At 63.9% G+C, this 26,941-nt stretch carries 25 protein-coding genes and 1 pseudogene; 12 read left to right on the top strand and 14 right to left on the bottom strand.

Going from position 1 to position 26,941, the window contains the following annotated elements:
- Positions 1-9: 9 nt before the first annotated feature.
- Positions 10-1,086: a class II fructose-bisphosphatase gene (glpX, locus tag AC3ZI9_RS12055; protein WP_087000471.1), complete on the bottom strand. Its 1,077-nt coding sequence runs from the start codon at positions 1,084-1,086 to the stop codon at positions 10-12.
- A 79-nt stretch (positions 1,087-1,165) separates the two neighbouring features.
- Between glpX and AC3ZI9_RS12060 the strand changes: the two genes are divergently transcribed.
- The 5 genes from AC3ZI9_RS12060 to AC3ZI9_RS12080 all read left to right on the top strand — a co-directional run bounded on the left by AC3ZI9_RS12060 (position 1,166) and on the right by AC3ZI9_RS12080 (position 6,603).
- Positions 1,166-1,771, top strand: coding sequence for a DUF4245 domain-containing protein (locus tag AC3ZI9_RS12060; protein WP_179204330.1), 606 nt, complete (start codon positions 1,166-1,168; stop codon positions 1,769-1,771).
- 34 nt (positions 1,772-1,805) lie between these two features.
- Entirely contained in the window at positions 1,806-2,444 is a 639-nt protein-coding gene (locus tag AC3ZI9_RS12065; protein WP_087000467.1) for a carbonic anhydrase, read from the top strand.
- A gap of 69 nt (positions 2,445-2,513) precedes the next feature.
- Entirely contained in the window at positions 2,514-3,932 is a 1,419-nt protein-coding gene (locus AC3ZI9_RS12070) for a class II fumarate hydratase (protein ID WP_489923625.1), read from the top strand.
- A gap of 166 nt (positions 3,933-4,098) precedes the next feature.
- On the top strand, positions 4,099-4,821 hold the full coding sequence (locus AC3ZI9_RS12075) for a TetR/AcrR family transcriptional regulator (protein WP_489923626.1): 723 nt from the start codon (positions 4,099-4,101) through the stop codon (positions 4,819-4,821).
- 114 nt (positions 4,822-4,935) lie between these two features.
- The gene (locus AC3ZI9_RS12080; protein ID WP_443413579.1) at positions 4,936-6,603 is read left to right on the top strand and encodes an MDR family MFS transporter; all 1,668 of its coding nucleotides are present in this window, start codon (positions 4,936-4,938) and stop codon (positions 6,601-6,603) included.
- Here AC3ZI9_RS12080 and AC3ZI9_RS12085 read toward each other — a convergent pair.
- The 3 genes from AC3ZI9_RS12085 to AC3ZI9_RS12095 are packed head-to-tail and all read right to left on the bottom strand — an operon-like array spanning position 6,600 to position 8,680.
- On the bottom strand, positions 6,600-7,436 hold the full coding sequence (locus tag AC3ZI9_RS12085) for a family 1 encapsulin nanocompartment shell protein (protein ID WP_087000459.1): 837 nt from the start codon (positions 7,434-7,436) through the stop codon (positions 6,600-6,602). The genes AC3ZI9_RS12080 and AC3ZI9_RS12085 overlap by 4 nt on opposite strands.
- Complete coding sequence (locus AC3ZI9_RS12090; protein WP_087000457.1) at positions 7,433-7,843, bottom strand: ferritin family protein; 411 nt, start codon at positions 7,841-7,843, stop codon at positions 7,433-7,435. Before AC3ZI9_RS12090 ends, AC3ZI9_RS12085 begins: the two co-directional genes overlap by 4 nt.
- Positions 7,844-7,894: 51 nt before the next feature.
- Positions 7,895-8,680, bottom strand: a complete 786-nt coding sequence (locus tag AC3ZI9_RS12095) for a TetR/AcrR family transcriptional regulator (RefSeq protein ID WP_489923627.1) — start codon at positions 8,678-8,680, stop codon at positions 7,895-7,897.
- Between AC3ZI9_RS12095 and AC3ZI9_RS12100 the strand changes: the two genes are divergently transcribed.
- Positions 8,681-10,087: a flavin-containing monooxygenase gene (locus AC3ZI9_RS12100; RefSeq protein WP_489923628.1), complete on the top strand. Its 1,407-nt coding sequence runs from the start codon at positions 8,681-8,683 to the stop codon at positions 10,085-10,087.
- Positions 10,084-10,971, top strand: a complete 888-nt coding sequence (locus AC3ZI9_RS12105; protein WP_443383991.1) for an SDR family NAD(P)-dependent oxidoreductase — start codon at positions 10,084-10,086, stop codon at positions 10,969-10,971. Before AC3ZI9_RS12100 ends, AC3ZI9_RS12105 begins: the two co-directional genes overlap by 4 nt.
- Before the next feature lie 36 nt (positions 10,972-11,007).
- On the opposite strand, the gene AC3ZI9_RS12110 is transcribed toward AC3ZI9_RS12105, so the two are convergent.
- Together AC3ZI9_RS12110 and AC3ZI9_RS12115 are read right to left on the bottom strand one after the other, a co-directional pair.
- A complete protein-coding gene (locus AC3ZI9_RS12110) occupies positions 11,008-11,478 on the bottom strand; it encodes an NUDIX hydrolase (protein ID WP_443383990.1) in 471 nt (156 codons plus the stop codon).
- 4 nt (positions 11,479-11,482) lie between these two features.
- The gene (locus tag AC3ZI9_RS12115; RefSeq protein WP_443383989.1) at positions 11,483-11,989 is read right to left on the bottom strand and encodes a prepilin peptidase; all 507 of its coding nucleotides are present in this window, start codon (positions 11,987-11,989) and stop codon (positions 11,483-11,485) included.
- 59 nt (positions 11,990-12,048) lie between these two features.
- On the opposite strand from AC3ZI9_RS12115, the gene AC3ZI9_RS12120 reads away from it, so the two are divergent.
- Entirely contained in the window at positions 12,049-12,957 is a 909-nt protein-coding gene (locus AC3ZI9_RS12120; protein WP_087000445.1) for a hypothetical protein, read from the top strand.
- Here the strand turns inward: AC3ZI9_RS12120 and AC3ZI9_RS12125 are convergent.
- The 3 genes and pseudogenes from AC3ZI9_RS12125 to AC3ZI9_RS12135 all read right to left on the bottom strand — a co-directional run bounded on the left by AC3ZI9_RS12125 (position 12,880) and on the right by AC3ZI9_RS12135 (position 16,338).
- Positions 12,880-13,640: pseudogene (locus AC3ZI9_RS12125) on the bottom strand (CPBP family intramembrane glutamic endopeptidase). The gene AC3ZI9_RS12120 and the pseudogene AC3ZI9_RS12125 sit on opposite strands and share 78 nt — an antisense overlap.
- Positions 13,641-13,920: 280 nt before the next feature.
- Complete coding sequence (gene phoH2, locus AC3ZI9_RS12130) at positions 13,921-15,234, bottom strand: RNA 5'-3' helicase PhoH2 (RefSeq protein ID WP_443383996.1); 1,314 nt, start codon at positions 15,232-15,234, stop codon at positions 13,921-13,923.
- 342 nt (positions 15,235-15,576) lie between these two features.
- Positions 15,577-16,338: an isoprenyl transferase gene (locus tag AC3ZI9_RS12135; RefSeq protein ID WP_087000645.1), complete on the bottom strand. Its 762-nt coding sequence runs from the start codon at positions 16,336-16,338 to the stop codon at positions 15,577-15,579.
- Positions 16,339-16,514: 176 nt separating this feature from the next.
- On the opposite strand from AC3ZI9_RS12135, the gene trhA reads away from it, so the two are divergent.
- The gene (trhA, locus tag AC3ZI9_RS12140; protein WP_087000441.1) at positions 16,515-17,162 is read left to right on the top strand and encodes a PAQR family membrane homeostasis protein TrhA; all 648 of its coding nucleotides are present in this window, start codon (positions 16,515-16,517) and stop codon (positions 17,160-17,162) included.
- Here trhA and AC3ZI9_RS12145 read toward each other — a convergent pair.
- Complete coding sequence (locus tag AC3ZI9_RS12145) at positions 17,159-18,151, bottom strand: IS481 family transposase (protein ID WP_443390082.1); 993 nt, start codon at positions 18,149-18,151, stop codon at positions 17,159-17,161. The genes trhA and AC3ZI9_RS12145 overlap by 4 nt on opposite strands.
- A gap of 153 nt (positions 18,152-18,304) precedes the next feature.
- A complete protein-coding gene (locus AC3ZI9_RS12150; RefSeq protein WP_096223338.1) occupies positions 18,305-18,763 on the bottom strand; it encodes a MarR family winged helix-turn-helix transcriptional regulator in 459 nt (152 codons plus the stop codon).
- Between the two features lie 138 nt (positions 18,764-18,901).
- Between AC3ZI9_RS12150 and AC3ZI9_RS12155 the strand changes: the two genes are divergently transcribed.
- Entirely contained in the window at positions 18,902-20,353 is a 1,452-nt protein-coding gene (locus AC3ZI9_RS12155) for an MFS transporter (protein WP_443383987.1), read from the top strand.
- A 35-nt stretch (positions 20,354-20,388) separates the two neighbouring features.
- On the opposite strand, the gene AC3ZI9_RS12160 is transcribed toward AC3ZI9_RS12155, so the two are convergent.
- The gene (locus tag AC3ZI9_RS12160) at positions 20,389-23,022 is read right to left on the bottom strand and encodes a multicopper oxidase domain-containing protein (RefSeq protein WP_489923629.1); all 2,634 of its coding nucleotides are present in this window, start codon (positions 23,020-23,022) and stop codon (positions 20,389-20,391) included.
- Between the two features lie 82 nt (positions 23,023-23,104).
- On the opposite strand from AC3ZI9_RS12160, the gene AC3ZI9_RS12165 reads away from it, so the two are divergent.
- Entirely contained in the window at positions 23,105-24,097 is a 993-nt protein-coding gene (locus AC3ZI9_RS12165; protein WP_489923586.1) for an IS481 family transposase, read from the top strand.
- Positions 24,098-24,225: 128 nt separating this feature from the next.
- Here AC3ZI9_RS12165 and AC3ZI9_RS12170 read toward each other — a convergent pair whose 3' ends face one another.
- Positions 24,226-25,389, bottom strand: coding sequence for a DUF8744 domain-containing protein (locus tag AC3ZI9_RS12170; RefSeq protein WP_444561573.1), 1,164 nt, complete (start codon positions 25,387-25,389; stop codon positions 24,226-24,228).
- The gene (locus AC3ZI9_RS12175; RefSeq protein ID WP_441379826.1) at positions 25,386-26,111 is read right to left on the bottom strand and encodes a helix-turn-helix transcriptional regulator; all 726 of its coding nucleotides are present in this window, start codon (positions 26,109-26,111) and stop codon (positions 25,386-25,388) included. Before AC3ZI9_RS12175 ends, AC3ZI9_RS12170 begins: the two co-directional genes overlap by 4 nt.
- A gap of 65 nt (positions 26,112-26,176) precedes the next feature.
- On the opposite strand from AC3ZI9_RS12175, the gene AC3ZI9_RS12180 reads away from it, so the two are divergent.
- Complete coding sequence (locus AC3ZI9_RS12180) at positions 26,177-26,914, top strand: DUF2249 domain-containing protein (protein ID WP_443397491.1); 738 nt, start codon at positions 26,177-26,179, stop codon at positions 26,912-26,914.
- Positions 26,915-26,941 lie beyond the last annotated feature (27 nt).

The following is a 26,941-nucleotide window of genomic DNA, read 5'->3' on the forward strand; positions in this document are numbered from 1 at the left end:
CTCGATCGCCTAGCGGGTGTAAGGCTCCCACTTGCGTGACTGGTGCTCGCCCTCGACGGTCCGGATCGTCCCGGATTTCGAACGCATGACGATCGAGTGCGTGAAGATCTTGTCGTTCTTGTAGCGCACTCCGGTCAGTAGATCGCCGTCGGTGATGGCGGTCATCGCGAAATAGCAGTTGTCACTGGTCACCAGATCGTTGGTGGACAGCACGCGATCCAGATCGTGCCCGGCATCGATGGCCTTTTGCTTCTCCTCGTCATCGGTGGGCCAGAGACGGCCCTGAATGACGCCGCCCAGCGAGCGGATGGCACAGGCAGTCACGATGCCCTCGGGGGTTCCCCCGATGCCCATCAACGCGTCGACACCCGATCCCTCACGAGTGGCCGAGATGGCGCCGGCGACATCGCCGTCCATGATGAACTTCGTGCGGGCCCCGGCATCGCGGATCTCCCGCACCAGCTTGGTATGACGTTCACGGTCCAGCACACAAACGGTGATCTGGTTGATCGGCTTGTTCTTGGCCTTGGCGATCAGGTAAAGGTTCTGCTTCACCGGCAGGCGTAGGTCCACCAGTTCGGCGGCCTCCGGGCCGGTGACCAACTTCTCCATGTAGAACACGGCCGACGGGTCAAACATGGAACCGCGTTCGGCCATGGCCAGGACAGCTACCGAGTTGTTGATGCCCAGTGCCGTCAGGCGGGTCCCATCGATGGGATCAACGGCGACATCGACCTCGGGCCCGGTACCGTCCCCGACGACTTCGCCGTTGAAGAGCATCGGGGCTTCATCCTTTTCGCCTTCTCCGATCACGACGGTCCCGGTGACCGACACGGTGGAGAGCAGCGAACGCATGGCGTCGACGGCCGCACCGTCTGCCGAGTTCTTGTCCCCGAAGCCGACCCAGGGGCTGGCGGCTATCGCGGCAGCCTCCGTGACGCGTACCAGCTCCAAGGCCAGGTTGCGGTCCGGTTCGGCATCGCCGACGGACAGTCGGGGGGACAGGTGGGCAAAATTTGTGGCTTCTGTCACGGTGTTCCTCGTCGTCGAGTGGGTGTGGGTGCCATGGGCAACGCCTTCGAGCATATCCGCTGAAACGATGGATGCGGTGGTGATGACCGACACCGCGTCATCCACGGTCGTGAAAATCGGGGACAATGGAAGCGTGAGTGATGCACCCCAGACGCCCCCAGATGCCGAAGAGCCGCAGGTAACACCTGTCTTGACGCCCTCCCAGTCCAAGCGGGCCAACCAATCGCTGAAGGGCATGATCATCTCCGTGCTGCTGACGGTTGCCGTTGCGGTACCGGTCATCGCCCTGAATCCGCCGAGCAACGACGATAAGTTCAAACCTGACGTGAACGTCTCCGCGGTGGCTTCCCAGGCCGACCAGGCAGCCGATTTCACACCGGTAGCCCCCGCAGTGCCCGCGGACTGGTATCCGAACTTCGCCCGCTGGAATTCCGGAAGCGCCGACAAGATCGACTACTGGGAAGTCGGCTATGTGACGGGCGACGAGGGCTTTGTCTGGATTCGTCAGACCGCAGATGCCACACCGGGCTGGATCGCCAAGATGAGCGAGGACGCTACCGAGTCGGGCACCGTAAAGGTCGACGGGACCACGTGGGAGTCCTACACCCGAGAGGCAAACGTCAGTTGGGTTCGCAAGACCAAGGAATCGACGCTCATGCTCAGCTCCGATTCCGGCGATGAGGTGCTCCAAAAGGCCGCCCGGTCCGTCATGAAGGACCAATCCAACTCAACGCAGTAGCGGATCTGCGCCGTGGCGGATGTACTCTTTTTTCATGTCTGCTGAATCTCTTGAGTCCGAATCCGCACCTCTCACCCCGGCCCAGGCCTGGACCAAACTGCGTGAGGGCAACGCCCGCTTCGTTGCCGGATCCACCAACCACCCGAACCAGGATTCTGCCCGTCGTTCGGCCCTGGTGAATACCCAGCATCCCTTCGCCGTCATCTTCGGTTGCTCGGATTCACGACTGGCCGCCGAGATCATCTTCGATGTCGGCCTCGGTGATGTGTTCGTTGTCCGGACCGCCGGGCACGTTCCCGACGATGCCGTGCTCGGTTCGCTCGAATACAGTGTTGCCCTATTGGATGTCCCCCTCATCGTGGTCCTGGGCCACGACAGCTGCGGCGCCGTGACAGCGACGATGGACGCCTTCGAGACCGGGCAGATGCCCCCCGGGTTCATCCGGGATCTCGTCGAGCGCATCACCCCCTCGGTCATCACCGCCCAACGGGCAGGGGTCACCGATGTGAATACGACGGTCGAGGAGCACGTCAGGCAGTCCACTCACCGGTTGGTTGAATCCTCCAAGCTCATCTCGGACGCCGTCGACGCCGGTGAGACGGCCGTCATTGGCGTGACCTACCGCCTCGAAGAAGGCAAGGCAGAAATAGTAACGGGATTCGGCGCACTCTAGGTCATGGTGTGTCCCAGATGACGCCGCCCGGGATCGGGTTCGGGCCCCCGGGCGGCGTATGGTGATGTCATGGCTAGCAAGGATGAATTCCGTATTGAACATGACACCATGGGCGAAGTCCGCGTACCGGTCGACGCCCTTTATAGCGCACAGACGCAGCGCGCCGTAGAGAATTTCCCCATCTCCGGCAAGCGGCTCGAACGTCGCCATATCCAGGCGTTGGCCCGGGTGAAGCGTGCGGCAGCCCTGGCGAACGCGGAGCTAGGCGTCCTCGACGAGGAGATCGCCCGCGCCATCGTTGATGCGGCCGAGCACGTGGCCTCCGGCGACTATGATGCGCACTTCCCCATCGACGTCTTCCAGACCGGTTCAGGGACGTCGTCGAATATGAATACCAATGAGGTTCTGGCAGCTCTGGCCAACCAGGGATTGGAAGCCGCCGGCAGTCAGGCCCGCGTTCACCCGAACGACCACGTCAACGCCTCGCAGTCCTCCAACGATGTCTTCCCGACGTCGGTCCACGTCGCAGTCACGGACGCGCTGCTCAACGATTTGGTTCCGGCGCTGAACCATCTCGCCGAAAGCCTGGGACGCAAGTCCGACGAGTTTGCCGACGTCGTGAAATCCGGTCGGACCCACCTCATGGATGCCACACCAGTGACATTGGGGCAAGAATTCGGCGGCTACGCCGCCCAGATGCGCTACGGCGTCGAGCGGATCGAGGCCAGCCTCCCCCGCGTGGCAGAGGTCCCCTTGGGCGGAACGGCAGTCGGCACAGGCATCAACACGCCGGCAGGCTTCCCCCAGCGGGTCATTGCCCTGCTGGCCGAGGACACCGGTCTGCCCCTGACAGAGGCACGTAACCATTTCGAAGCCCAGGCAAACCGCGATGGGCTTGTCGAAGCCTCGGGTCAGCTGCGCAACATTGCCTATTCGATCATGAAGATCAACAACGACCTCCGGTGGATGGGCTCGGGCCCCAATACCGGTTTGGGTGAGATCGCCATCCCCGATCTGCAGCCGGGTTCCTCGATCATGCCCGGCAAGGTCAATCCGGTCATCAGTGAAGCCGCGATTCAGGTCGCCGCCCAGGTGATCGGCAACGACACCACGGTCTCCTTGTCCTCCACCAACGGTGCTTTCGAGCTCAACGTCGGGATTCCGGTGATGGCGGCGAACCTGCTCGAATCGATTCGCCTGTTGACCAATACCTCCCAGGTCATGGCGGACAAAATGGTCGATGGCATCACGGCCAACGTGGACCGGGCCCGTTTCCTGGCCGAAGCCTCCCCGTCGATCGTCACCCCGTTGAATAAGTTCATCGGCTACGAGAACGGCTCGAAGATCGCCAAGAAGGCCATCGTCGAAGGACTCACCGTGCGTGAGGCCACGATCGCGTTGGGCTTCCTTGAGAGCGGCGAACTCACCGAAGAGCAGCTCGATACAGCTCTGGATGTCACCACGATGACCTCGCCTTCGGGCAAATAAGGCACAGCCCCCTCCTTCGGCGGCCCATTCCGGCAACGGGGTGGGCCGCCGCCATGCCCGGGGGCCCTTCCGCCCGGCCAGACAGGTTCACGCTTCCGCGGCAGTGTGCGCAATTACACCACCTCCCGATTTGCACCCATGGCCCAATAGTGCAAAACTGCACTATGTGAAGAAAAGTGCAACGGAGGCTCCGGGGGCCAGGGAACGTCGACGCATGGAAACCTATGCCGCGCTGACCAACCACGCCCGCACGCTGACCGCCGAACGTGAATTGAACGGATTCACGATCGAGGAACTCTGCGAGGCTGCCGGAGTCTCCCGCCGCACCTTCTTCAACTACTTCGCCACCAAGGAGGACGCCGTCCTGGGGGTGAAGTCCGCCGACCCGTTCAAGCCGTTCGCCCAGGATTTCCTGGACTCCGCTCGAACGTCCGTGGCGAGCTCCTCCGGATCCACCACCGCACTTCCGTTGGATCAGGCCCTTCTGGAGTTGTTCATCAAGGCATATGCCACCATGGACGTCCCACCGACGGATATGGGTTCCTTCATGCAGATCATGCATTCGGAACCGGCGCTGATGAAACGGATGATTCATTCGGCAATGCAGCGTCAGCGAGCGCTGGCGGAACTGATCGCGCAACGTCAGGCTCTGGAACCGGAGGACCCATTTGCGAATCTGGCTTCAACATTGTTTTCGCAGTTGGCCATGACGAGCTTCCAGGAATTCATCGGACACTCCAGCTCCTGCTCGACAGAGGGCATTACCTGCAATTCCACTGCTTCAGGAGCCCCTGCTGCTGCGGAAGAGGCAGCCCCGGACGCGCTGGACAGATTCACTCGGATCCTGACCGAGAACTTCTCCCACGCCCGGCGTCTGTTCGGCACCTAGTACGCTGCCGGCCCCGGATCATGCCGGCTCCTGTCCGCGCACTTCGCATCACCCCTTTTCCTCATTTTCGGCTCCGCGGACACTCCCTCGAGCCCTGACCTTCTAGGAACCACCATGAGCACTACCGCGCCGCCGCAGTCCCCCGGCCTGATCGCGCTGACCCAACGCCGCATCTGGATCATCTTCTCGGCGCTTATTGCCGGCATGCTGCTCTCCAGCCTCGACCAGACGATCGTCTCCACCGCGATGCCCACGATCGTCGGCGAGCTCGGAGGAGTCGAGCATCAGGCCTGGATCACCACCGCCTATCTGCTGGCCACCACGATCGTCATGCCCATCTACGGCAAGTTCGGCGACGTGCTCGGCCGCCGCAATCTCTTTTTGATCGCGATTGCGCTGTTCACGCTGGCCTCAGTGGGTGCCGCCTTTGCGGGAACCTTCTGGATCTTCGTCTTCTTCCGCGCCCTCCAAGGGCTCGGCGGCGGTGGCCTGATGATCCTTTCGCAAGCCATCATCGCCGACATCATCCCGGCCTCGGAGCGCGGGAAGTACATGGGCCCTTTGGGCGGGATCTTCGGCCTCTCGGCAGTCGCGGGGCCTTTGCTGGGCGGCTTCTTCGTCGACCACCTGACCTGGCAGTGGGCCTTCTACATCAACATCCCGATCGGCATCGCCGCCTTCGCAGTCGCCTGGTTCGCGCTGACCCTGCCCAATAAGAAGGCAACAAAAGCCATCGACATCGCCGGCGTCGTCTTCCTGTCCATCGCCACGACCTGCCTGATCTTCTTCACCGACTTCGGCGGCAGTGCCAACCACGGCTGGTCCGCAGTGTCCACGTGGATGTGGGGAACTGGGTTGCTGGTGGCAGCGGCGGCCTTCGTTTTCGCCGAGCTGCGGGCCACTGATCCGATCATCCCCCTCGCACTGTTCCGCAACCGGGTGTTCGTCACGGCCACGGCCATCGGCTTCACTTTGGGCCTGGGCATGTTCGCTGCCATCGCTTTCGTCCCCACGTTCTTGCAGATGTCCTCCGGAACCTCTGCGGCAGTATCCGGCCTGCTGATGCTTCCGATGATGGTCGGCCTGATGGGCACCTCCATCTGGTCCGGCCTCGCAATTTCCAGGTCCGGCAAATACAGGGCCTACCCCATCGCAGGTACGCTCACCACAGCTGCTGCCATGCTCGCCATGACGACGCTCTCCGCCGATACCCCGCTGTGGTTGATCTGCGTATTCCTGCTGGTTTTCGGGGCCGGCCTGGGCCTGATCATGCAGGTGGTCGTCCTCGTGGTGCAGAACGCCGTTCCCGCGGAGATGGTCGGCACCGCCACCAGTACCAACAACTATTTCCGTGAGGTCGGCGCCGCCTTGGGTGTGGCGATCTTCGGAGCGATCTTCACCAACAACCTCACGGAGAAGCTCACCGCGGTCTTCACCGGGGCGGGAGCTTCGGCCTCCGACGCCGGGCAGGCCACTGCCACGCTGGACCCCTCGGTCTTGGACAAGCTCCCGCAGGCATTGCAGGACGGCATCGTGACGGCCTATGCCGATTCGCTGGCACCGGTCTTCTGGTACCTGATCCCCTTCATCCTCATTGCCTTTGTCCTGGCACTCCTCCTGAAGCAGGTCCCGCTGTCCCACACGTCGGGAATGGTGGCCCGGGGCGAAGCGGTCTCAGGTGAGGAGGCGCTGGAGTTGGAAGCCCAGTTGCGCGCGGCGAAGAAGTCAGCCGGCACCTCAGCCCCTGCAGTTCCCGACGCCGAGTCGGAGAACTCGAACTAGCGACTGCGCTGGGAGGGCTCGCTACTGGACGTCAGGTGCACTGCCGCTTCCGGGGTCGCCACCCGGAAACTAAAGCTCTGTTCGAGATAGAGATGGACGTCATGGGCATCGTGGTGGCTGTATCCGATGGATAGATCCTGCCCGGATTCGAAGAGGAAATCTCCACCGCGCAGGCTCATGACCACGGCGCCCTTGACGCCCGGGGCCCAGACGATCGGTCCATCGAGGATCTTTCGCAGATGTTCGGAGAGCAGGTAGCCACCCCGTTCGGTGGACTGCACGACCGCCGTATAGTGCCCGGGGCCCAAGGCGAGCCCGAAGGGTCCCGAGATGCCCTCTTCCAATAATTGGTCAACCGCCTGAGCCACCCGCTTGGGGTAGTCAGAGAAGTGCTCCACCCGCGGGACGGTCGGCAGCGATGTGGCCTGGGTGATCCCGGTGATCTGTGCCTGCCGCCACCCATGGAATACCGCCTGGTTTTCGGCACTGGCCATCTGCAGCGCAGCCATGTCGAGGTTGGACAGGTCCACGTCGGCTGCCCCGCGCTCTCCATCCAATAGTTCGTCGCGGGAAACCGAAAAGGGCACTTGCATCTCGGCCAACGGCAAGACCCGGCGGCGCCTCGAAATAATCGGATCGTCATCGGAACCGGCCAGGCGTTCGGTGCGCCCCAAGTTCGTTGCGGAATAATCCCACCCGAAGGGGCCCGAGAAGTCGATGAGTTTGCGGGCGCCCAGTGTCGTGGTCAGACGATCCCGTGCTTCCTCGTCGAGGAGTTTCCAGCCGGTAGCGGTGATGGGTGCCAGCTCGCGGAGCAAGTGATTGGTGGTCATGATGCGGTTCCTTTCAACGAGCCGATCCCCAGGGAACCATCGGATGACCCCAGAGGTGTTGTCTGCCCAGATTCGGCGGTTCCAGTGGGATCTGAGTCGGCGGCTTCCTCGGCCGCTTCCCCGTTGTCGACGATGTCCCCCTCCTGGAAGAGGATTCCCCGGGCGATCTGCCCCCATTTCGGAGTTGCCCTGAAGAGGTATTCCAGCTCCATGCAGAAGTGCTTGAACTCCTCGCCTAGGGAGTTCTCCATGATGGCCCTGGCTACCGGATCAGGTTCGAGGGATATCCGCTGCTCGTACCATCCGATGGCTTCGGCTTCCTCGGTGAGGTTCGTGCACATTCGGGCAAAGGTCCGGGTTTCGGCCGATAACTCGGCTGGCGGTTCGTGGTATTGCTCGGTTCCCATGCGTATCCCCTTCGCTCCGGGCCACCGACATCGATGGCGGCTTCCCTAACGTCAGCCTAGTGGCGGAGCAGAGGCAACACCATGGGTGGGCCATCCACCGGCCATCCGGGTGATCACGCGCGCCAGCTCGTCCACGAACGCAGACGTCGACAGGCGCTGGGCGGCCGGGGTGTTCAAATGGGCCACGAGGGCCTCGGTCATGCCGCCGACAGCCATCAATCCAATCAGCCCCGTCGGGGACTCGGGGATCAGCCCGCGGCGAATCAATTCGAGCATCATGGCATCCATGGCCCGGGCAATCCCGGCAATCATCTGCCGCCGCGACGACTCCAATTCCGGCGAAACACCCACGGCTTCGATCTCGAGCACCAGACCAAGGCGTTCGTCATCGAGCATGGGACCGACCCCAGCTTGGACTCCGCGGCGGATCATTCCATACGCCGTGTCATTTGCTTCGATCTGCAGGGTCATCACTCGTTGTTCGATCGCCTGGGTCGCTTCACGATAAATAGTTTCGAGGACTTCCTCGCGCCCTGAAAAGTATTCGTAGAACGAACGGGACGAGACCCCGGCTTCGCGACATAAACCCTGGACCGTGGTCGCGGCGTACCCCTGGGTTCCGAAGAGCTGCACCCCGGCTTCTAGAAGCTTCTCTCGGCGGACGGCGTCCCGCTGTGGGCGGGATACCCCTCGCCACCTCCGCTCGTTCACGGGCACAGCGTTTTGCTCCACCGCAGTTTCTCCAGTCTTCACGGAATCCACTCTGCCACAGGCATTGAACTTCACTTCCGTTCTCATTTTATTGAAAATCTCTCTTTCCAATGTAAGGATCGTCACATGTCTTATTTCGTCAAGGAACGCGATCGAGCCCCCGCCGTCACCACGCCGATTCCCACGGACGTCTCCCTGCCGCGCACCTGCGTTATTGGGGCCGGGTCTTCGGGCTTGGCTGCCGTGAAGGCGCTGCACCAGGCCGCTGTGCCCGTCGATTGCTTCGAACAGGGCAGTGTCGTCGGCGGAAATTGGGTCTTCGCGAACCCCAACGGCCAGTCCGCCTGCTACGAAACACTGGAAATCAACACATCGTGCCCGCGCATGGCCTTTTCTGATTTCCCGATGCCAGCCGACTACCCCGCTTATGCCCGTCACGACCAGGTGGCCGACTATTTCGAGGCCTACGTGGACCACTTCGGTTTTCGTGAAAGGATCCGCTTCAACACCCGCGTGGACGAGGTCGTCCCTGAAAATGGTGGCTGGAAGGTCGCCATCACCGGTCCCGACGGGACGGAGGAACACCATTATGATGCTGTCCTCGTCGCCAACGGGCACCACTGGGACGCCCGCTGGCCCGAACCCGCCTATCCCGGGAATTTTGCCGGCGAACAATTACACGCCCACGACTACCGCTCGGCAGAACAGCTCAAGGAGAGGAATGTCGTGGTCGTTGGCGCTGGGAACTCGGCCTTGGATATCGCTTCCGAAGCCGGCAGGGTCGCCCACAGCGCCGTCCTGTCCCAACGCCGCGGCCAGTGGGTGCTGCGCAAGTACTTCCTCGGCCGGGCTTCGGACCAATTGGTTTTGCCTCAATGGCTGCCATGGTGGGCCACCCGGGCCAGGCTGCGACTGGCATCGATTCTCTCCGGCAGCACCACGCGACTCGGATTGCCTCGCCCCACACATGCTCCGGACCAATCACATCCCGTCCAATCGGAACAGATTCGTCGGATGCTGAAGGTGGGGGCCGTGACGCCGAAGCCAGGCATTGAACGACTCCATGGCGACCAGGTGGTGTTCACCGACGGGTCCGCGACAGCCGCGGATCTGATCATCTGGGCGACCGGCTACCGGGTCCGGTTCCCCTTCTTATCGGAGGACTTGGTCAACCCGGCGGGCAACGAGTTGCCGTTGTGGAAGCGCACCGTGCACCCTGATCATCCAGGGCTGTTCTTCATCGGCCTACTCCAGCCCATCGGCGCAGTGATGCCCTTGGCCGAGGCGCAGTCGCTCTGGGTGACGGAAATGCTGACCGAAAGCTACCTGGCACCGCCCGAGGCCACTATCCGCACACAGATGGAACGCGAGCAGCAGCGCAATGCCCGTCGTTTCTACGCCTCGGCCCGGCACACGATGGAAGTCGATTTCGACAGCTACCTCTGGGACCTCGAACGAGAACGGCGTCGTGGCTCGGCCCGTGCCAGTCAATCCGTAGCACGATTGCGCATTCATCAGGGGGTGACCGCATGACACCTCAGAAAGCACACCGGCGGCCTTCAGGCAGCAGTCCAACCGACCGCGGTGGAGCGGTCATTACCGGTGCCGGTGGGGGCCTGGGACGGCAGATCGCGTTGCGGTTGGCGCGGGCTGGGTTCACCCTCCAGGTCACCGACGTCGATCTCCAGCAGGCCGAAGCCGTGGCGGCGAATATCAATGCTGAATCATCGTTGCCCGCCGAACGGCAGGCCTTAGCCTCCGCCTTGGATGTCCGCGACGCTGCCGCTTGCTCAGCGGCCGCCGAGGCCGCCCGGTCTCGAGCAGGTTCTTTATCTCTCTGGGTCAATAATGCCGGGGCCTTCTTTACCGGTCCCGTCTGGGACCAGGACGAACGCCAGCGGCGTCTGGTTTTGGAAGTCAACGCCGCCGGGACCATCAACGGCACCCTGGCAGCACTGGGGTTGATGCGTCCGGCCAATGCCGGCCTGATCGTCAACGTCGCATCCTTGGCCGGCCTGGTCGGGGTCCCCGGGGAAGGGATCTATGCGGCTTCGAAGCACGCGGTCCTGGGCTTCAGCGTTTCGGCGCTGGCCGATTTGCGGGCTGCGGGGGTCAAGGGCGTAGATATTAGTTGCGTCTGTCCCGACGGGATGTGGACTCCGATGCTCCATGACAAACTCGATGATCCCGGTGCAGCCCTTTCCTTTACCGGCAAGCTCCTCCACCCGGGCGAGGTCGCGGATGTGGTCCTACGCGTCGTGGATAAACCGCGGCCCGTTACCGCGTGGCCACGCTGGCGCGGAGGCCAGGTGAGGCTCTTTGATACGTTCCCCCGGTTCGCCGTGGGCCTGGCACCGCTGATGGTCGCCTACGGCCGCAAGCGGCAGGCGGCGTTCGCCCGGAAGCTGGGGGCCTGAGCGGCCCGGCCCGTTCCGGCCAGGGAACTCCCGGGTTCAACTGAGGAAGCGTGCGGACGGGTCCCGGTCCCGCGCCCAGTCCACGGCCCGCTGGTGTTTGGGCGGCAAAGGTGGACGCTCTGCGTCGGAAAACCAGGCGACCTCGGTGTTCTCATCGTCGTTTACTCGGGCTTCTCCTGAGAGATAACGACAGGAGAACACGACGTCGAGGTATTGTGCGCGGTCGCCGTTGGGGTAGGTCAACGGGTCGGTGGTTCCGATTCCGGACAGCCGTTCGACGGCGACCACGACACCAGTTTCTTCCAGGACCTCCCTGACGGCAGTGGCCGCTGGTTCCTCACCGGGCTCCATGATTCCTGCGGGAAGGGTCCACCTGCCGTTATCGGCACGCTTGACCAGCAGGAGGGCACCATCTTGGCGATGCACCACGGCCTTGACCCCCGGTAGCCAGAGGGCATCATGACCAATTTTCTCGCGCAGGGACAGAATGAATTCCGGGGTTGGCATGTCCCTAGCCTGCCACGAAGAGGGCCGCCAACGTACCGATGACCAGGTAGGGGCCGAAAGCCAGCGATGTTTTCAGACCCGCACGGCGCAAAATAATGAACACCAAGGAGGCCAATCCGCCGAGCAGGAAAGTCGCCACGGTGCCCCACAGCAAATGGGACCAGCTCAAATACCCTAAATACAGTCCCATGATGCCGGCAAGTTTCACGTCTCCTAGTCCCATGCCTCGCGGCTGGACCATGTGCAGGAGGAGATAGAAGCTGAAGAGGATGGCGCCGCCCAGAAAGGTCCGCAACAGCCCTGCCCCATCCCCGGCCAGCAGCAGCGCCGCCCCGAGCAGGACGAGAGCGAACACGTACCACGGCAGAATGATCCGGTTGGGCAACAGATGCGTTCGGGCGTCGATCCACGTCAAACGTGCCCCGTTGATCACGAACAGCAGCAACGCCAGGACCAGCGGGACGAAGGCCACCGGCGCGTTGTCACGCAGTTCCTGAATCGCAGCGATCATGGCTCAACGCTAGCGCAGCCCACGACAGGGTGAGGCCACGGCTGTTTAGACTGTGGAGTATGACTATTCCTCCGACCACCCCGCCGCCACCTGGCCCCTCGGCGGTCTCCCGAGAGGATGCCGCAGCTTTCCGCCGACTCTGTAGGTCTTCGCCCTGGCGGTGGAGGACCCTGCGGTTCGACGTGGAATGGTTCACCGCCAGCCCCACGGCGGGCCCGACCGCACCGGTCAAATTGCAGGAGGACCACACTCCCCTGGACGCCCTTTCCGCGCCGGCCGATATTGAGCGTGAAGAGGAGGTCATCCCCGAAGCCATCCCGCGGATCCGTGCCTGGTTGCGCCGTCCGGACGCCCTACGGGTCGAAGATGAGTCCTCCGAACTGCTGTTCAGCACCACATCGATCCACGCGTCCCGCGATGCCTTCTACATCACGGGCAACCGCAGTTCCTGGCTGCTGCCACCACGTCTGGTGACACCTGTCTACGACGACGACGGGCTGATTGCCCGCCGCCCGGAAGCAGATTATGGTGACCCGGTCTTCGGGGATGCCCGCTGGTCCGCCATGCTCGATCCCGTGGAATTGGCCGGCAGTGCCCCGGTTCCGCTGGAATTCCCGTTGTCCAACGTCGTGGAAATCCATGAATTGAACGAAACCCGCCATGCGGGGCGGGCAGCGCTGGAAGCCGTGGTCTCACCCAATGTCACCTACACCCCGGAAACGGACGGGTTCCCGCTGTTGGAGGCCGGAAGGACCCGGCTGCGTATCGACCTCCAAACGGCAGTTTGTGTGTATACGGAGGCCTTGGACGGACCGGTTCAGGGCAACGGACACGACATCCGCATCCACGCCGTCAACGAGTACATGCTCGATGACCTGTTCGTGGAGCATTCAATGAACCTGACCGATGTCCGGGACCATATCCCCTGGATCATCCGTGGACCGCAGGCCAGCCGAGGCGGCGTGTAGCTCACCGGCCACGCCTCCAGCCCGGGGGGCCGCCACTCCCCCGCGGCGTCGGAGCATGAGGGCGAGGACGACGGTCGCTGCCAGCAGCAGGATAACCGTCACGACACTGGCCTCGAGCCCGAAGGAACCTCCGGTCAACCACTCGGGGCCCGTGAGGCCCGTATGCCATATCGAGGACGCCTTTCCGGTGCCCGAGATCGGAACACCCAATACGGGGCCATGCACGATGTTCCACAGCATGTGGTAGCCGATCACCACCCACAGGGAACGCGTCAAGGCGTATGACACCCCCAAAAGCAGGCCCGCCCCGATGGCAATAGCGATTCCCGCCCAGAGCGTCGCATCGGGGTTCGTTAGGTGGAACATTCCGAACACCCGCCCGGACACCACGACGCCGTCCACGTGCCGGCGAATTCTTCCAGCAGGCGAAGGCCCATCCCCCGGAACACCAGCTCCTCGGTCACCGCAGCTCCCAGCCCGGCGGCCAGCATGAGTTCCAAGATCCCCGGGACACCCACCCCGGCAGGGGCCAGGAGCCGATAACCGCCCAGGACCCTGATGAGACCGTAGGCGGCCAGCAGCCCGGCAGCCCCCAGAGGGCCCCCACGGCCAGTCCGGGCCAACGCCGGGAGCGATTTCATCAGGCACGAAGCGCCGTTCCACCCCGAGAACGACCACCCCATGGGCGCAGGTCACCGCCATCATCATGACGATGGAAGGGCCCACGCCGTCGGGTCTGCTGAATGAGTCGACGCCGCCAAGGAGGACCGCCAACAGGGTGAACAGGACCAGGAAGATGAGTGCTGCCCCCCAAAAAAGGCAACGAACCGCACTGCGGCATTCAGACGCATCCGGGAACCGGGGCCGACCGGCACGACATCCTTTCGCGGTGCGTCGCGGCCCGGCCCGTCGGGCCCAGGATCGTGGGTGGTGTCACTCTTGATCTCTATCAGAGGCGAAGAGCTATGCCCCCGATTCCTCGAGCATGTCGGTAACCAGCGCCGCGATGGCTGAACGTTCGGACCGGGTCAGGGTGATATGCCCGAATAAGGGATGCCCCTTGAGCGTTTCGACCACGGCAGCAACGCCGTCGTGCCGGCCCACCCTCAGGTTGTCGCGTTGAGCCACATCGTGGGTCAGTACGATCTTGGAGTTTTGTCCGATCCGACTCATCACGGTCAGCAGCACGTTCTTCTCCAAGGACTGCGCCTCATCGACGATGACGAACGAATCGTGCAGGGACCTGCCGCGGATATGGGTCAGCGGCAGGACCTCGAGTAGTCCGCGGTCGACGACCTCGTCCATGACATTCTTGGAGACGAGCGCGCCCAGGGTGTCGAAGACCGCCTGTCCCCACGGGTTCATCTTGTCGTCTTCGGAGCCGGGCAGGTAGCCGAGCTCCTGGCCGCCGACGGCATACAGGGGCCGGAAGACCACCACTTTCTTATGCTCGCCTCGTTCCATCACGGCTTCGAGTCCCGCGCAGAGGGCGAGGGCTGATTTCCCGGTTCCGGCCCGGCCGCCCAGGGAGACGATCCCGACCTCCCGATCCATCAGCAGGTCGATCGCCAGCCGTTGCTCAGCTGACCGGCCATGCAGGCCAAAGACGTCGCGATCGCCCTTCACCAGGCGGACCAGCCCGTCCTCTCCGACCCGGCCAAGGGCCGAGCCGCGGTTGGAGAGCAGGATCAAGCCGGTGTTGACCGGCATCTCGGCCGCCTCGGCGACCAACACCGGCTCGTGGTTATACAACTCCTCCACATCGGTATCGGCCACATCTAGTTCGGCGGTTCCGGTCCACCCCGAATCAAGCACCAACCCGTTCCGGTACTCATCGGCCTGCAGGCCCATTGCCGAGGCTTTCACCCGCATGGGAAGGTCCTTCGACACCACCGTGACATCGCGGCCCTCATCGAAGAAGTTCTTGGCCACCGCCAGAATGCGTGAGTCGTTGTCACCGGCCCGGAACCCCACCGGAAGCACCTCGGTGGACACGTGGTTCAGCTCAATCCGCAAGGAGCCCCCGTCATTCCCGATCGGCAGCGGGCGGTTCAGGCCTCCACGTTCGACGCGGAGCTCATCGAGGAGACGCAAGGCTTTGCGGGCGAAGAAGCCGACGTCGGGATCATGGCGTTTCTTTTCCAATTCGCTGATCACCACGATGGGAACGATGACCTCATGTTCGGCGAATCGCAGGACGGCCCGTGGGTCGGCGATCAGGACCGAGGTGTCCAGAACGTAGGATTTCTCTCCGATACTTTGCCGGGCACTCGTCACCGGGGTCGCTGCGGGGGTGGCGTGGGCCAAGCCGGCGGCGGGAGTCGGGCCCGTCCTGCCGATCTCGTCCGCCACGACGTTGCTGGACTGGATTTCGACTGCCACGATGACTCCCAACAGGGGCGTTGCGCCCCTAGGTAACCGTTCTGCGGGTGGTCCGGTCCAGCCTTGAGGCCGAATCCGGCCTCCCGTCGTTGACCGTGTGTCTCAACGCTCGGTGGCCTTTCCGTCTCGGCCGGCGGTAGTGCCTGCCGATGTCTTCAAGCTAGCCCGCAGACATGTCTTGTGGCCCAAGACACGCCGCCCGGTGAGCGAATGCCCGGTGGCCCGGAGGTGAACGCCTCAGCTCCCGAAGCGGCGTTGGCGGTCCGTGAAATCACGGAGGGCGCGCAGGAAATCGACTTTCCGGAAATCGGGCCACAGGGCTTCGCAGAAATAGAATTCGCTATAGGCGCTCTGCCACGTCAGGAAACCCGAGAGTCGTTGTTCTCCCGAGGTGCGGATCACCAGATCGGGGTCGGGCTGGCCACGGGTGTAGAGGTAGCGGGAGATGTCTTCGACTTCCAGCCCGCGGGCCACCTCGGCCAGGGAGGTTCCTGCAGCATCGGCATCGGATAACAGCTCCTTGACGGCGTCCACGATTTCGGCACGCCCCCCGTAGCCGATGGCGATGTTCACATGCAGTCCCGAAGCGTTTTGCGAGGATTCGGCGAGGGCGTGGAGTTTATTCGAGAGATAGTCGGGTAGTTCGTCATAGGCACCCATGGGCTGAACACACAGGTCGTGTTGCTCGGCGAGCCGGTCCAGCATATTGGCGATGATGCCCATCAGGTCGTCCAGCTCATCGTTTGACCGGCTCATGTTGTCGGTGGAGAGCATGTAGAGAGTGACGGTGGGGATCTTCAGTTCACGGCACCACCCCAGGAACTCAACGATGTTATCGGCACCTGCCTGGTGACCGTGCACTGTCGGTGCTCCGGCGAGCTTGGCCCACCGCCGGTTCCCATCCACGACCATCCCGATATGCCCGGGCAGCTTCTCTGTAGGAATATCCTTCTTGAGCACTTTGCCGTAAAGACGGTAAAGGACTTCGGGCAACCGCACGTCGTCCCCTTCCAGTCGCTCGGCCAGCACGGATCAACGCTGCTTGGTTGCCGCGACTCTAGGCTACCGGTTGGGCCGCCACGGTGTTGAGCGGCACGCCTGAAGAAGCCGGCTTCCCCGCCACCCACTTTATTACTCTCCGGTAGTATCGGACCATGTCGCAGTCATCCCCCAGCATGGCCCCGTTGGATGAGATCAAACCGCATTTACGCGGCTGGATCCACGCGGGGACCGCACCCTTGGCACTGGCAGCAGGCATCGTCCTCGTGGTGTTGGCCCCCGGGACCGGGGGTAAGGTTTCTGCGGCGGTATACGCCGCAACGGGACTGCTTCTGTTCACCATTTCTGCTGTGTACCATCGCGGAAATTGGTCCCCGAAGGTCAAACGGGTTCTCAAGCGGCTGGACCACACCAACATCATGCTGGTCATTGCCGGCTCGTATACGCCCCTGGCCTGGGCGCTGCTTCCGGAGGCGAAAGCCACCTTCTTGCTGTGGCTGGTCTGGATCGGAGCGATCCTCGGTGTCGCCTTCCGCTTATTCTGGACCGACGCACCCCGCTGGTTATACACCCCGGTCTACATCGCTTTGGGACTGGCCTGCCTGATCTACATCGGCGACTTCTTTGCCGCCAGCATCCCGGCAGCAGTCCTGCTCTGCGCCGGTGGCGCACTCTATATCGCAGGCGCCGTGTTCTACGCCCTCAAACGTCCGAACATCCACCTCGAATGGTTCGGCTTCCACGAGCTCTTCCACGCCTTCACGGTCGGCGGATTCGCTTGTCACTACATCGCCATCATGATGGCCATGTTGGCGGTCCGCTAGCTGTACTGATCAGGGACGTTAGTTAAACGATTGATGGGTGGCTGGTTCCCGATAGCGGTATGGGGCCTGTGGTGATTATATTCATGAATCCAGGCCGGCAACGCGTCTCGACGGGTGGCCTCGTCGCCGTAGAACTTGGCGTAGGCCCACCCGTCGCTCAAGGTCCGGTGGAACCGTTCGATCTTGCCATTGGTCTGGGGCCGGTAGGGCCTGGTCCTCTTGGGCTTGATCCCCAGCCCCCCGCAGGCATCGCGCCAGGCATGTGAGCGATAGGCGGAACCGTTATCGGATAGCACCCGCTCCACGGTGACGTCCCTGTCCGCGAACCAGGCCACGGCCCTCCCCAGCACGGCGATGGCCGTGACGGCCTTCTCATCATCGTGGATCTCGGCGTAAGCGATGCGGGAGTGGTCATCGATCACGGTATGTACGAACGCGGTACCCATTTTCGGGTTGTAGGTCGCATTGCGGGGCTTGTCCGGGGTCGCCGCACGGTTTTTGTCCCCTGCCTTTCGGCCTACGTATCGGTGCCCTCCACCGTCGGGGATGTTCCCAAACTTGGTGACGTCCACGTGGATCATGGATCCGGGATAAGGATGTTCATAGCGGCGGATCGGCTCGCCGGTGACCCGGTCGATATAACGCAACCGGTTGATGTGGCAGCGGACCAGCACCGCGTGCACGGTCGAGGCAGGTAGTCCCAGCCGGTAGGCGATCTGGACCGGGCCCAATCGTTTTCGCCAGCGCAGGGCAACGATCTTCTTCACCATGGCCTGCCTGGTGCGTGCCGGGCACGTCCTGGGCCGACTGGTTTTGTCGGCCATTGCTGCCGGGCCGTGGACCCGGTAGCGCTCTGCCCAGCGTTTGGCCGTAGGCCAGGAGACCATGAACATCTTCGCCGCGGTGGACACGCTCCAGCGATCGTCGACGATGAGCCTGGCAAGTCTCAGACGTGCTTTCGGGGTCAAGGCTGCATTAGCGTGGGACATGAAGGCCTCCTGTTTGTGAAGCGGTTTCTTAGACAGCTCCACTCCACATCAAGGGGCCTTCTTCATCCCATTAATTCATATCGTGTCGTGGCACGAGTTCAACCAACCTACTTGGGCAGTACAGCTAGCCGAGGCGGCCGGCGCGCCGGCCCCTCATCGCCCCCGCGGCCACGGGGCCTCTTCGATGCGCTCGACGTTCTCATTGAAGTCGCGCAGCAAACCCGAAAAAGCGCGCTGCTTCTCCTGCGGCCAGTCGGCCACGACATCACGCAATCCCTGCTCGTACGACCGGCGCGTTTCCAGTAGCGCCTCGATCCCCGCCTCGGTCGGGGCGATACGGCGGGCCACCTCACCCGCGACACCGGGCACGTAGGCCACATGCTCGTGACGTATCAGTGCACCGACCTGGCGGTGGATCGTCGAGGCATCAAGCCGCAGGGCCTGGGAGAGCTCCTTGAGCGTCATCGGCTCGGAGCGCTCAAGCCGGTTGAGCAACACATAAGCGGAACGCTCAAGGGTCGGACTGCTCTTATGGTGCGGACGCAACTGATACCGGAAAAACAGCATGAGTTCGTACTGCATCTCCTGCAGAGCATCAGTGTCTTCCGTCATTCTTCTCCCTCTGATTGTCTTTCCGCAGGAATCCACTATACAACGATATGCATTATGCAAAAGATATGTGCTCTACACTTCTCATGTATGGTGCACAAGCATAGTTCGGCGTATCACCCCATCCAGTTAGCGAGCCCCATGACTTCCACTCCCGCTCTATCCACGCACCGGCCACCCTCCCCGCGGGTCGCGGTCACCATCCTGGCCTTCGTGGGCATCGTGGTCTCCTTAATGCAGACCCTCGTGGTCCCGCTGATTCCACAATTGCCCACCATGTTGGACACCTCGGCCTCCGACGCGGCCTGGATCATCACCGCCACCCTGCTCGCCGGCGCCGTAGTCACTCCCATCGCCGGACGGTTGGGCGATATGTTCGGCAAACGCCGCATGCTCATCATTTCGCTGGCCCTCATGGTTGCCGGCTCGGTGCTCTGCGCCTTGACCAGCACGCTGGAAGTGATGCTCGCGGGTCGGGTTCTGCAGGGGCTGGCCATGGGGGCCATCCCCTTGGGTATCAGCATCCTGCGCGATGAATTGCCTCCGGCGAGGGTCGGGGCAGCCATTGCGACGATGAGCGCCACGATGGGCGTCGGCGGCGCCATCGGCCTGCCCTTCTCGGCCTTCATTGCCCAGGTCGCCGATTGGCACGTCTTATTCTGGACCGCTGCCGGCCTCGGCGCCCTGTGCTTGACCCTGGTAGCCACGCTCCTGCCCGAATCCGCGGTACGGACCCCCGCCCGCTTTGATGCCGTAGGAGCCGCTGGATTGGCCGCCGGCCTGGTCTCGCTGCTGTTGCCCATCACCAAGGGCAGCGACTGGGGCTGGACCAGCCCACTGACGCTGGGGTTCTTTGCTGCTGCGGCGATCATCCTGGTCCTCTGGGGTCTCTACCAGCTTCGGGTCAAGGCACCGTTGGTCGATCTTCGCGTCTCGGCCCGTCCACAGGTCCTGTTCACGAACCTCGCCTCGATGACCGTCGGGTTTGCCATGTACGCCATGAGCCTGACCTTCACGCAGTTGCTGATGGCTCCGGCAGGGACCGGTTATGGTTTGGGTCACTCTATGGTCATGGCGGGGCTGGTGCTAACGCCCGGTGGGTTCGTCATGATGCTCCTCTCCCCGGTCTCGGCCCGCCTTTCGGCACGCTACGGGCCCAAGGCCACGCTGATCCTCGGGTCTTTGGTCATCGCTTTGGGGTATGTGATGGCGTTCTTCCTGATCTCCGAAACCTGGCAGATCCTCGTGGCCTCCATCATCGTCGGCGGCGGCATCGGACTGGCCTACGCTGCCATGCCTGCCCTGATCATGGGCGCCGTCCCGCTGACCGATACCGGGGCAGCCAATGGCTTGAACGCCCTGATGCGTTCTGTGGGTTCCTCGGCAGCGGCAGCGGTCATGGGCGTGGTTCTGGCCAGTATGACCATGTCACTGGGTGCGGCGCAGGTCCCCACCCTCGAAGGCTTCCGCGTCACCTTCGCCTTCTCAATCGGTGCTGCCTTATTGGCTGCACTCTTTGCCGCACTCATCCCGCGAAAGACGCGCGAGACCCCTGCAGCTGTGGGCGCGGAACGCGAAAGCATCAAGGCCTAACCCCGGATCTGCGAGTTCTGCCAGCAGAGCACCGGCTAGCGGGTCACCTTGATGATGCCCCGGGCGCCGCGTTCGGCGTCGACCATGGAGTGGGAAACAAACGGATAGTTCCCCGCCTCGGTGAATTCGAGTTCCGCGAAGCCGCCCTGCGCCACCCCGATGTCCAGGGTCTGGGACCCGGCATGGGGGTCCGAACCATCCAGGAGGTAACGTCCCTCCCGATAGGTGGTGTCGAATTGGCCGCCGATCACGTGGAATGCCGAGCCCCGGTTCGGTCCGGCCGCCACAACCCAGAATCGCGCCCGCTCGCCCACTTTCACGTGGAGGGGGTCAAAGGCGTACTGGGATGCGTACCCGTTGAAGACCACCGCGTCGGGGGTTTCGGCATCGATTTTTGTCTGCTCAGCCGTCCCGCCCGGTTTCCCGAGGTACAACTCGTTCTGGACCATGATGAATTCATGGTCCACGGGGGCCAGATCGGGCGGGTCGATGATCACCGCACCGAACATGCCGTTGGCGATGTGCAAGGACATGGGCATCGTGGAGCAGTGGTAGAGCCAGGCGCCAGCACGGGTGGCGGTGAACGTGTAGGTCAGCTCCTCTCCCGGCTCGATGGTCCGCATGGGCCGGTCCGGTGCCAGTGCTCCGGCGTGAAAGTCGATGGAGTGCCCGGTGGTCCCCTCGTTGCGCAACGTGATGCGGAATTTGTCCCCCACTGTGCCTCGGAGCGTCGGCCCCGGGGCCGTGCCGTTATAGGTCCAGAGCGTTTGCGCATAGTCGGCGCCGACATCACGTTCGGTGCCCTGGGCGGTCAGGGTGTAGTGATGCGTGGGGGCCTGCGAGGCTGCCGGCAACCGGGCATCGCGGGCGACGAACACCTGGCCGGGGGCGCGCATCGGGTCGAACCCTGCTGCCGGGTTCCCGGCGGTGCCCGATGCGTCCTCAGCTGAGCCTCCGTGGCCGCCATGGTCCTTCGAGTCCATCCCCTTCAGGGGCTCCGAGTCCGCCGCGGCAGAGTCCTGCGCACCATCGGCAATGATGGTGAACACCATGCCCATCTGCCGATGTCCGGCCAGCGAACACCAGCCTTCGGTATCGGCGGTGATCACCCCGGCGTCGACCTTTCGATGGGCTCCGGGAGCCACCCTGCCCGAGGCGGCACCGTTGGCCGTCAGCAGGTCGTGGCCCCTATCGTCCTGATTCACCACGTCAATGACCAGCCGGTCCCCTACGGGAACATGAACAGTGTCGGGGGTGAAGCGCATATCCTTCATCGACATCTGCACGTGGGTGGTGTCCCCCGTGGCCGCAGGCCCCTGCTGGGCCGACCCGGCACCTGACTCCCCCTCGGTGGTGGCACTGGCCCCTACTCCTGCAGCTGCCGGGTCGGCGACGATCCCGAGGGCAACAGCCAGGACGACGCCGGTCAGCCCGGCCACCGCGCTCATCATCAACCGTTTCCCGGGCTGCTCACTGCCAGCTACTTCTTGCGGGGCGACCGGGGAGGCCTTTCCTGCGCGGAGGCCCTTGAGCACCAGGATCAAGAACCACACCAGGGCCACGAGCACCAGGGTGGCTGTGGTGACCTTGACCCAGCTCGGCACGGGCAGCAGCGCCACTCCCAGACCGAGATTCAACAAGACCAGTCGGGCCCCGGCTGCTGAGTTGAACACAGCTGCGCGGACCTTGAACACCGCGGGTCCCCCACCGAGGACCACCGGCAGCAAATAGCTCAGCGCCCCGAGGAGTACCTGAGACGCAAAACCTGCAGCGAGCGCCGGGACCACCGACTGGACCTGCTCGTACAGCGTCTCCCACGAGGGCCCCCTCCCGGCCATCACGGCCAGGACCGCCACCGAACCGGTCAGCCACAGCAGGGAGGCGCCCGCGGAGAGTGGAGCAAAGTCCGTCGGTGGTTTGCCCAGGATCCCCCGGATCACCGGAAGCGCCGAATGGATGATCCCCCCGACGTAGATCACCAAGCCGGCGGCAACCAACCACATCCACCCCAGGCCCGACCCTGCCCCTGCCACGGCGACGCCGCCCAGCAGCGGGAGCCAACCGTGGCGCACCGCCGATTCCGCCCCCTCGGCCACCCGGGTCCGCAGCATGGTCGGTAACAGGGTCGCCAAGGTGCCCAAAACGGTTAGCCCCACGAACCCCAGGACGTTGATCACCGCATGGGCGACCAGGAGCCGCTGACGGATCTCGCCGCCGTACCCGGCGGCCAGCAGGGCACCGAGCGCCGCACCAACGGGCAATAACCAGCTGGCGGCGATGTAGTAATTCACCGTGGCGCCGAAACGCGAGGGCAAGGCCTTGCTGGCCCGCACGGCGAAGGAGATCCCGTGCAGGGCGAAGGCGGCGCCGACCAGGATGCTCCCGCTCAGTACCAGCACCCAGAGGTTGGCGACCATGCCGACGACGGTGGCGATCACCCCGGCATTCAGCCCGACCAGCCTCCAGGCCAGATAGACGCGACCATGATCCGGGCCCCGGAGCAGTGCCTGGGCAAAATGCGAACTCCAGACCATGATGGCGTTGCCGATCGCGCCCAGCAGGAGCAGGTGCACCATCAACCAGGTCGCCACCGGAAGGAACCGGTGGGCCGCGACGACGACCGCTAGGTGTACTGCCCAGCAACGTTGGTTGAACTCGTGCGACGACACGGTCTGAATTGATGGGATGACGAAGGCCCCCCGATGTGGAGTGGAGCTGTCTAAGAAACCACTTCACAAACAGGAGGCCTTCATGTCCCACGCTAATGCAGCCCTGACCCCCAAAGCACGTCTGAGAATCGCCAAGCTCATCGTTGACCAGCAGTGGAGCGTCTCCACCGCAGCGAAAATGTTCATGGTCTCCTGGCCCACCGCCAAACGCTGGGCCGACCGCTACCGAGCCCACGGCGCGGCCGGGATGGCCGACAAGCCCAGCAGACCCCGGACAAGTCCTGCACGCACCCCGCAGGCAGCGGTCAAACAAATCGTGGCACTGCGCTGGCGCAAGCGCTTGGGGCCCGTCCAGATCGCCTACCGGCTGGGCCTGGCTGCCTCGACGGTGCACGCAGTGCTGGTACGTTGCCGGATCAACAGGCTGCGCTATATCGACCGGGTCACCGGTGAGAAAATCCGCCGCTATGAGCACCCCTATCCGGGATCGATGATCCACGTGGACGTCACCAAATTCGGCAATATTCCCGACGGCGGCGGGCACCGGTTCGTGGGCCGGCAGGCCGGAGACAAGAACCGTGCAGCAACCCCGGACAAGCCCCGCAATGCGAACCACACCCCGAAAATGGGAACCGCCTTCGTGCACACGGTCATCGATGATCACTCGCGTATCGCCTATGCCGAGATTCATGATGATGAGAAGTCGGTAACGGCCATCGCGGTACTGGAACGGGCCGTGGCGTGGTTCGCTGCCCGTGACGTCGTCGTGGAGCGCGTGCTATCTGATAATGGGTCCGCCTACCGCTCGCATGCCTGGCGTGACGCCTGCGCCGAGCTGGCCATCACGCCCAAGCGGACCCGCCCTTACCGGCCCCAGACCAATGGGAAAATCGAGCGGTTCCATCGGACCCTGAACGACGGTTGGGCCTACGCCAGGTTCTATGGCAGCGAGGCCACCCGCCGCGAAGCACTGCCGGATTGGATCCATGCGTACAATCACCACAGGCCCCACACTGCAATCGGGAACCAGCCACCAATCAGCCGCTTAACTAACGTCTATGGGCAGTACAGCTAGGGCGATCAGCCAGAACAGCATCGGGGCATTGGCCCGCAGATGCCACTGCGCACGGGAGAACCGCGCCGGATCCGGCCCGGGGGTCGGCCGGGATCCAGGGGAGGATGCCCCGGGGACTGTGGGGATCTTCATGCGGTGCCGGAACCCTTTCGTCGAGCTGGTGTCCGTGATGCGCTCCGGCTGCCGGAGATCACCAGGCCCGCCGCCAGGCCGGCGAAGAGCATGACGGCGATGATGTTCAGCACGCCGGCGAATTGTCGCGTCGCCCCGTCATCCAGGACGTCGGCGACGAAGACCCGCAGCGCGAGAGAGACATGCAGCAGGACCGCCGGCAGGATCAGGACCGGGCGGTAGGGCAGGGGCCGGCGCAGCACGGCGGGCAAGATCACGGGGGCGTGGGCCATGATCATGGACAAGGTGAAGCCCAGGAACACCGCATGGGTCGCCGCGTCATAGCCGGCCCCGCCCGGGGGTCCCCCGCGAAGTCCGGCCACCAAGAAGATGGCGGCGGCCACCGCCAACCAGCCATAGCCAACCAGCAGGCACCAGGCGATGTAGCGTGGCAGGCCGATGGCGCGGATCGTCTGTCGGGCGACGTCATAAACCGTCAGCCACACCACCAGAGCCCCCAAGGCGAGACCGAACAGCACCGTTCCGGCTCGGGGCCACAGGACGGCGCCCATACCGGCTGCCAACAGCAGGGTCGACAGCCCGACCAGAAGGGGTTCCGCTGCAGAGGATCCAATGTGGATGCGTGCTAGTTCAAGCCGTTCCCCACCAATGGTCAGGACCACAAAGACGACGAGCAGTGGGAGTAGCGGTGCCGTATCGGCAATACGCAGCCACAGGGCCGTGGCCGCGATGGCGGAAGCCGCCCCGAGAATCTGGATGAGCACCGCTGCTTCACGTTGTCGCCGCCAGAGCGGGATGTAGACCCACAAGAGTCCAAGGCTTCCCAACAACAGCAGCGTCTTGCCGACCTCCAGTGGCAGGGGCGACACCAGGGCCAGGCCTCCGAGCCCTAGCAGCGTCGGTGCCAGGTATCCCGGGGCCCTTCCCCACGCGACGGCTCGTTCCAGGGCGATGACGGTACCGATGAATCCGAAGACCAGGAGCATGCCGTGGCTGGCAGCCAGGTGCTGGCCGAACGGCAGATGTGGCAGTCCCAGCAGGAACAGCGCGGCGTTCAGCCCCAGCAGCATTGCCGCCCCGCCGGGTGCGAGGAACAGCAGCCGGACGCCTGGACTGCGGAACAGTCGGCCCCGCACCGGGACGGCGGTGGTACGGCTCATGAGGCACTCGGGGGGTCCAGCCGCAGCAGGCACGCGTCGCTGGCGGCGAAAGGTAGCAGTTGTGCCCGTATTCCGGAGGCACCTGCGTCATCCAGGAGCCCCTGCACCAATCCGAGGTGGACGGAGCAGACGACGTCGGGGTGTTCCCGCGCCGCATCCAGCAACGGGCAGCGGGTCAAGCGCAGCACCGTGGCGTCCTCGGCGGACTGTTCGGCGGCGAACCCGGTTTCGGTCAGTGCGCCGGCGATGTTTTCGCTGACCTCCTGGACGCTCGGGCGGTGATTCGGGATCGCTTCCGGTGGCCCGGTGCGCAGTGTTGCGGCCCAGGCACGGCCTGCCGCGATGCCTTCCGCTGGGGCATCGGGGCGTGCCGCCAGTTGTGCGGCGAGCACCGAGGCCAGGGTGGCGGCGGCCGCCGGTGCCGTGGCCTGCTCAGCGACCTGGTAGAGCCGAGCCGGGCGACCTCGACCAGCCGGTTGCGGCGCCGGGGCGCGCTGTACGTGACCGGATTCGACGAGTGCTTCCAGATGCTCGCGAACGGTGTTGGGATGTTGTCCGCAGGAACGTGCGAGCTGATCAACGGGGCACGCCCCGCCGTATTCACCCAACCGGGTGAGCAGGTCTCGCCGGGCCCGAGACATGGCTTGTGGTTCCTCCACGGCAGCCGGGCGGGGGCCCATCCCTGACCGGGCGACGAGGTTATTCGGATTATTATTTACCACGGAATATATTGTAGTAAAGTTCGTCTCAGGGCACCATTCGCCTCCCGTCAACCCAGGAGAACACCGTGGAGAACCTCACTTTGGCCTCATCGCAGACCTCGGCCACCGCGCTCGAATCGATCCGTCAACTACTGGCCGAGTGGTCTTCAAAGGTGGCCTCCCAGTCAGGGGATCCCGCCGCTTTGCAGCGGACACTCACCTCCGATATTGATCCCGGACTGGGCGCCCTGACCCGCAGCTTGGCCGCCGCAGGCAACAAAACCGATACCGCCTTGGTCGCCCGGTTGCTGGACCACGCCACCACGGCGGCCGCAACGGCTTCCACCCGGCTCACCGAACAGCCCTCCGAAGGCCGGGCAGGTGCTGCGGCGCAGGCTGCGGTCACGGCATTGGAGATGGCTTCCACGGAGGCTCTTCCGGACTTGGCCGCCTCCCCGGAGGTAGACCTCAACCGCGTACTGGCCGATCTTTCCGCCCCCTCAAAGGACTCCGCAACCCAGGAGGAGTCCGACGGCGGTGTCGCAGCTGTTTCGGCGCCCGCCGGCGGGGGTTGTGCCTGCGGTGGACACGACGAGGAAGGTCTGGCGGAGCTGGACACCCGGGTCATCCCGCATGCCATCCGCCATGCGACGATCTTTGGTGCGTTGGAGGGCTTGGCCCCGGGCCGGGGCATCTTGCTGATCGCCAACCACAACCCGTTGCCGCTCTTGGCCCAACTGGAGCAGCGTGCCGCCGGTCAGTTTGCCGTGGAGTATGTCGAGGAGGGGCCGGAGACCTACCGGTTGTCGATGATCCGCCGCTAGCCCCCCACCGTCGCTCCCGCGGGAACG

The sequence above is a fragment of the Arthrobacter sp. AOP36-F1-5 genome (genome assembly GCF_058137995.1).

What these genes read in the sequence shown, in the direction of transcription:
- AC3ZI9_RS12145 (WP_443390082.1), bottom strand. Translation starts at nt 18,151, where the DNA reads ATGTCCCACGCTAATGCAGCCTTGACCCCGAAAGCACGTCTGAGACTT.
- AC3ZI9_RS12110 (WP_443383990.1), bottom strand. Translation starts at nt 11,478, where the DNA reads ATGCCAACCCCGGAATTCATTCTGTCCCTGCGCGAGAAAATTGGTCAT.
- AC3ZI9_RS12070 (WP_489923625.1), top strand. Translation starts at nt 2,514, where the DNA reads ATGGCTAGCAAGGATGAATTCCGTATTGAACATGACACCATGGGCGAA.
- AC3ZI9_RS12170 (WP_444561573.1), bottom strand. Translation starts at nt 25,389, where the DNA reads ATGAGCCGTACCACCGCCGTCCCGGTGCGGGGCCGACTGTTCCGCAGT.
- AC3ZI9_RS12105 (WP_443383991.1), top strand. Translation starts at nt 10,084, where the DNA reads ATGACACCTCAGAAAGCACACCGGCGGCCTTCAGGCAGCAGTCCAACC.
- AC3ZI9_RS12080 (WP_443413579.1), top strand. Translation starts at nt 4,936, where the DNA reads ATGAGCACTACCGCGCCGCCGCAGTCCCCCGGCCTGATCGCGCTGACC.
- AC3ZI9_RS12120 (WP_087000445.1), top strand. Translation starts at nt 12,049, where the DNA reads ATGACTATTCCTCCGACCACCCCGCCGCCACCTGGCCCCTCGGCGGTC.
- AC3ZI9_RS12085 (WP_087000459.1), bottom strand. Translation starts at nt 7,436, where the DNA reads ATGACCACCAATCACTTGCTCCGCGAGCTGGCACCCATCACCGCTACC.
- AC3ZI9_RS12090 (WP_087000457.1), bottom strand. Translation starts at nt 7,843, where the DNA reads ATGGGAACCGAGCAATACCACGAACCGCCAGCCGAGTTATCGGCCGAA.
- glpX (WP_087000471.1), bottom strand. Translation starts at nt 1,086, where the DNA reads ATGCTCGAAGGCGTTGCCCATGGCACCCACACCCACTCGACGACGAGG.
- AC3ZI9_RS12155 (WP_443383987.1), top strand. Translation starts at nt 18,902, where the DNA reads ATGACTTCCACTCCCGCTCTATCCACGCACCGGCCACCCTCCCCGCGG.
- trhA (WP_087000441.1), top strand. Translation starts at nt 16,515, where the DNA reads ATGGCCCCGTTGGATGAGATCAAACCGCATTTACGCGGCTGGATCCAC.
- AC3ZI9_RS12100 (WP_489923628.1), top strand. Translation starts at nt 8,681, where the DNA reads ATGTCTTATTTCGTCAAGGAACGCGATCGAGCCCCCGCCGTCACCACG.
- AC3ZI9_RS12065 (WP_087000467.1), top strand. Translation starts at nt 1,806, where the DNA reads ATGTCTGCTGAATCTCTTGAGTCCGAATCCGCACCTCTCACCCCGGCC.
- AC3ZI9_RS12165 (WP_489923586.1), top strand. Translation starts at nt 23,105, where the DNA reads ATGTCCCACGCTAATGCAGCCCTGACCCCCAAAGCACGTCTGAGAATC.
- AC3ZI9_RS12115 (WP_443383989.1), bottom strand. Translation starts at nt 11,989, where the DNA reads ATGATCGCTGCGATTCAGGAACTGCGTGACAACGCGCCGGTGGCCTTC.
- AC3ZI9_RS12150 (WP_096223338.1), bottom strand. Translation starts at nt 18,763, where the DNA reads ATGACGGAAGACACTGATGCTCTGCAGGAGATGCAGTACGAACTCATG.